This is a genomic window from Pseudomonas sp. PS01299, assembly GCF_029960145.1.
GTDB classification, from domain to species: domain Bacteria; phylum Pseudomonadota; class Gammaproteobacteria; order Pseudomonadales; family Pseudomonadaceae; genus Aquipseudomonas; species Aquipseudomonas putida_A.
Window position 1 is genome coordinate 1 of sequence record NZ_JASCPO010000370.1, and the last position, 3,708, is coordinate 3,708.

Sequence of the window (3,708 nt, forward strand, 5' to 3'; positions counted from 1 at the left end):
CCCACATTGGATCTGTGTCATGCACAAATCCAATGTGGGAGCGGGCTTGCTCGCGAAGAGGCCCTCAAAAACACCGAATCAATTAACCCCGCCGCCAAACTCCTTTCCCGCTCAGCCGCTCCCGATCATGAGCGATGGTGAAATCCTGCTTCGGCCCCTTCGGCACAATCCCCGTCGGATTGATGGTCTTGTGGCTACCGTAGTAGTGGTTTTTGATGTGCTGAAAATCCACCGTCTCGCCAATCCCCGGCCACTGATACAGCTCTCGCAGCCAGTTCGACAGGTTCGGGTAATCGGCAATCCGCCGCAGATTGCACTTGAAGTGCCCGTGGTACACCGCATCGAAGCGAATCAGCGTGGTGAACAGTCGCACATCGGCCTCGGTCAGGTATTCCCCCGTCAGATAGCGATTGGCGCCCAGCACCCGTTCCAAGTGATCCAGCTCGGCAAACACCTCATCGAACGCCTCTTCATAAGCCTGTTGCGAGGTGGCAAAGCCGGCGCGATACACACCGTTGTTCACCCCCGGATAAATCCGTTCGTTCAGTGCATCAATCTCGCCGCGTAACGGTGCCGGGTAGAAGTCCAGTTCGTTACCGGTCAGGCCATCGAACGCGCTGTTGAACATGCGGATGATTTCCGCCGACTCATTGCTGACAATGCGCTTGAGCTTTTTGTCCCACAGCACCGGCACAGTGACACGGCCGGTGTAGTCCGGGGTGTCGGCGGTGTAGCGCTGATGCATGAAGTCGAAGTGGTCGAGCTTGTCGCCGGTCGAGCCAAGGGTCTGGTCGAAGGTCCAGCCGTTTTCCAGCATCAGCCAGCTGACCACGGACACGTCGATCAGGCTTTCCAGACCTTTGAGCTTGCGCAGGATCAGCGTGCGGTGTGCCCACGGGCAGGCGAGGGAAACGTAAAGGTGATAGCGCCCGGCTTCGGCGGCGAAACCGCCTTCACCGCTCGACCCTGCCTGGCCGTCAGTGGTGACCCAGTGACGGCGCTGCGCCTGTTCGCGCTGGAACGCGCCGTCCTTGCTGCTTTCGTACCACTTGTCCTGCCAGTGGCCGTCGACGAGTAAACCCATGATCAAGACTCCTGAATCCAATAAGCGTTGGAGCCGAGTCTATTCCGATGAGTTCGAACAAAAAGCGCAAAGATCGGGCGTCGATGATCGGTTAAATCGATTTGTTACGCGCCGCCCAGTATTGCTCGGCGGTTTCGAACGCCTGCTCGCGACTTTGACCGAGACCGCGCAGGGCCAAGGCCATGGTCGAAATCAGGGCCATTTGCGGATAGCTGTCGACCACCTCGCCGCGCCACACAGCCTTGAGATGTTCGACGTCCAGCGAGGCCGGTTTGACGTGGCGCTGGCTCGACAGCTGCGGCCATTCCTCGTCCCAGCTCTCGCCGCCCCTGGTGCCGTAAAGATGGCTGTCGGCATCCGGGTTGATCTCGATTTCGCCGCCATCGCCCTTGACCACGATCGCCGTGTCGCCGAGCAGACCGCTGGCCTCGCGATGCACCGCTTGATAGCCCGGGTGGAAAATACTTTGCAGGCCACAACGGGCGCGCAGTGGATTGAGGATGCGTGCCAGCGAGTGAATCGGCGAGCGCAGGCCCATGGTGTTGCGCAGGTCGATCATCTTCTGCAACTGTGGCGCCCAGTCGATCAGCGGCATGAACGCCAGACCGCCGTGGTCCAGCGCGCTGCCGACTTGCTGCCAGGTGCGGCACAGCGGGATGTTCAGCTCGCCAAGCAGTTGTTCGGTGTACAGACGTCCGGCGGTGTGCGCGCCGCCGCCGTGCATGAAAATCCGCACGCCGTTTTGCGCCAGGCACTTGGCCGACAGCAGGTACCACGGCAGATGGCGTTTCTTGCCGGCATAGGTCGGCCAGTCCAGATCGACATTCAGCGTTGGCGCTGACAGGCGCTCGCGCAAGGCTTCGGTGAAACCGGCCATTTCCTCCGCGCTTTCTTCCTTGTGCCGAAGCAGCATCAGAAAGGCGCCGAGCTGGGTGTCTTCGACTTTGTCGTCGAGCACCATGCCCATGGCTTCCCGGGCTTCTTCACGGGTCAGGTCGCGGGCGCCACGTTTGCCCTTGCCGAGGATCCGTACGAATGGTGCGAACGGGTGTTCGGCGGGCGTTTCGAGGGTCAGCGCTGGAAAGTCGGTCATAAGCAATTCGTCGGTTTGGGCAGGCCCGCCAGTTTCGCGGCGAGTTTGGCAGGGGTGCCTTTGAACAGTCGGTTCAGGTGCAGGCTGTTGCCTTTGTCCGGGCCGAGTTTGAGTGCGGTGTATTTGATCAGCGGGCGAGTAGCCGGCGACAGCTGGAATTCTGCATAGAAGCTGCGCAGCAGATCGAGGACTTCCCAGTGTTCGGGGGTCAGGTCGATGTCTTCAGTAGCGGCGAGGGCGCTGGCAACGTCATGAGACCAGTCGTCGAGGTCGACCAGAAAGCCGTCCTTGTCCAGTTCGATGGCGCGGGCGCCGACAGTCATCGAGTTCATAGCCAGCTGTTGACCTTGTCGTGGTGGATCGACAGTTCGACGAAGGCCGGGTAATCGATGGCTTCGGCCCAGTCGGGAGCAACGATGGCGCGGGCCTGCAGGTCTTCGGCGAGGGCGAACAGCTTGACCCGGCGCTCGTTCAGCGTGGCGAATGGCGCAGTGCCCGGTTGCAGGGCGTATACCGCATCACCGGATAACAGTAAGGCGTCGGCAGCGCCGATCACGCGCAGGCAACTGCTCAGGCGATCATCGCCGAACGGGGAATGAGACAACACATGCAAAGTCGACATCAGAGGGTGATCACCTGGTCGTAACGGTCAATAAGGGCGGTGATTTCGCTGGCGCCGAGCGGCTGCGCTTCGTCCAGCGACAGCGTGCTCAGGCCACGGGCGCTGGCGCTGTCGGTGCAGTAGAACAGTTCTTCAACGCCGAACATCGGCAGCGCCTGCAGGTTGGCGCTGAGGTCTTTCTGTTGCAGGGCCTTGGCGTTCTGCCCGGCGGCCAGTTGCAACACGCCATCGTCGAGAAACAGCAGGCCGATCGGCAGATCGAACGCGCCGCCGGCCAGCACGACGTCCAGCGCTTCGCGGGCGCCGGGGCCGGACCATGGCGACTGGCGGCTGATGATCAACAGGGATTTGGCCATTTCACGCGCCTCCGAAACAGATCAGTCGATCGGCGTCCTGCACCGCGTCGTGCAACTGGCCGAGGCCAGACAATTCCCACGGCGCGCTGACCGCGACGGCATCACGCTGGTAGCGTTTGGCTTCTTCGTCATTCAGCACGCCACGGCGCAGGGCGGCGGCGATACACACCACACCGTCCAGTTGCTGCTCGCTGATGAACGCGCGCCACTGTTTGGGCAGGTCCAGTTCGTCCTGCGGGGTGACCACCGCGTCGGAGGCGTTGTAGACGCCGTCCTGATAAAAAAACAGCCGGACAATCTCATGCCCGCCGGCCAGCGCAGCCTGCGCAAACAGCAGGGCACGGCGCGAGGAGGGCGCATGGGCGGCGGAAAACAGCGCAATGGCGAACTTCATGACGGACTCGATCAGCAAAACTGCGGCCATGATAAAGCTTTATCGAGGCAGCCGCGAAACCCAAGTGAAGCACATGCCCTCTGTGGGAGCGGGCTTGCTCGCGAAGGCGTTGGGTCATTCGACACATCTTTGACTGATGCACCGCTTTCGCGAGCAAGC

6 protein-coding genes are annotated in these 3,708 nt (G+C 61.4%); all 6 read right to left on the bottom strand.

Translation table 11 applies throughout. The annotated features are described in order from the left end of the window. Positions 1 to 82: 82 nt before the first annotated feature. Positions 83 to 1,084: a glutathione S-transferase family protein gene (locus QMX91_RS29770; RefSeq protein WP_210557680.1), complete on the bottom strand. Its 1,002-nt coding sequence runs from the start codon at positions 1,082 to 1,084 to the stop codon at positions 83 to 85. Positions 1,085 to 1,175: 91 nt separating this feature from the next. Then, entirely contained in the window at positions 1,176 to 2,177 is a 1,002-nt protein-coding gene (locus tag QMX91_RS29775; protein WP_134786011.1) for a glycosyl transferase family protein, read from the bottom strand. Then, on the bottom strand, positions 2,174 to 2,509 hold the full coding sequence (locus QMX91_RS29780) for a TusE/DsrC/DsvC family sulfur relay protein (RefSeq protein ID WP_134786012.1): 336 nt from the start codon (positions 2,507 to 2,509) through the stop codon (positions 2,174 to 2,176). Before QMX91_RS29780 ends, QMX91_RS29775 begins: the two co-directional genes overlap by 4 nt. Next, positions 2,506 to 2,799 (bottom strand): sulfurtransferase complex subunit TusB, encoded by a 294-nt coding sequence (gene tusB / locus QMX91_RS29785; RefSeq protein WP_027614680.1) that lies wholly within the window; start codon positions 2,797 to 2,799, stop codon positions 2,506 to 2,508. The genes QMX91_RS29780 and tusB overlap by 4 nt, the downstream gene beginning before the upstream one ends. After that, positions 2,799 to 3,155 (bottom strand): sulfurtransferase complex subunit TusC, encoded by a 357-nt coding sequence (tusC, locus tag QMX91_RS29790; protein ID WP_027614681.1) that lies wholly within the window; start codon positions 3,153 to 3,155, stop codon positions 2,799 to 2,801. The genes tusB and tusC overlap by 1 nt, the downstream gene beginning before the upstream one ends. 1 nt (position 3,156) lies before the next feature. Then, positions 3,157 to 3,549, bottom strand: a complete 393-nt coding sequence (gene tusD / locus QMX91_RS29795) for a sulfurtransferase complex subunit TusD (RefSeq protein WP_027614682.1) — start codon at positions 3,547 to 3,549, stop codon at positions 3,157 to 3,159. Between the last annotated feature and the right edge of the window lie 159 nt (positions 3,550 to 3,708).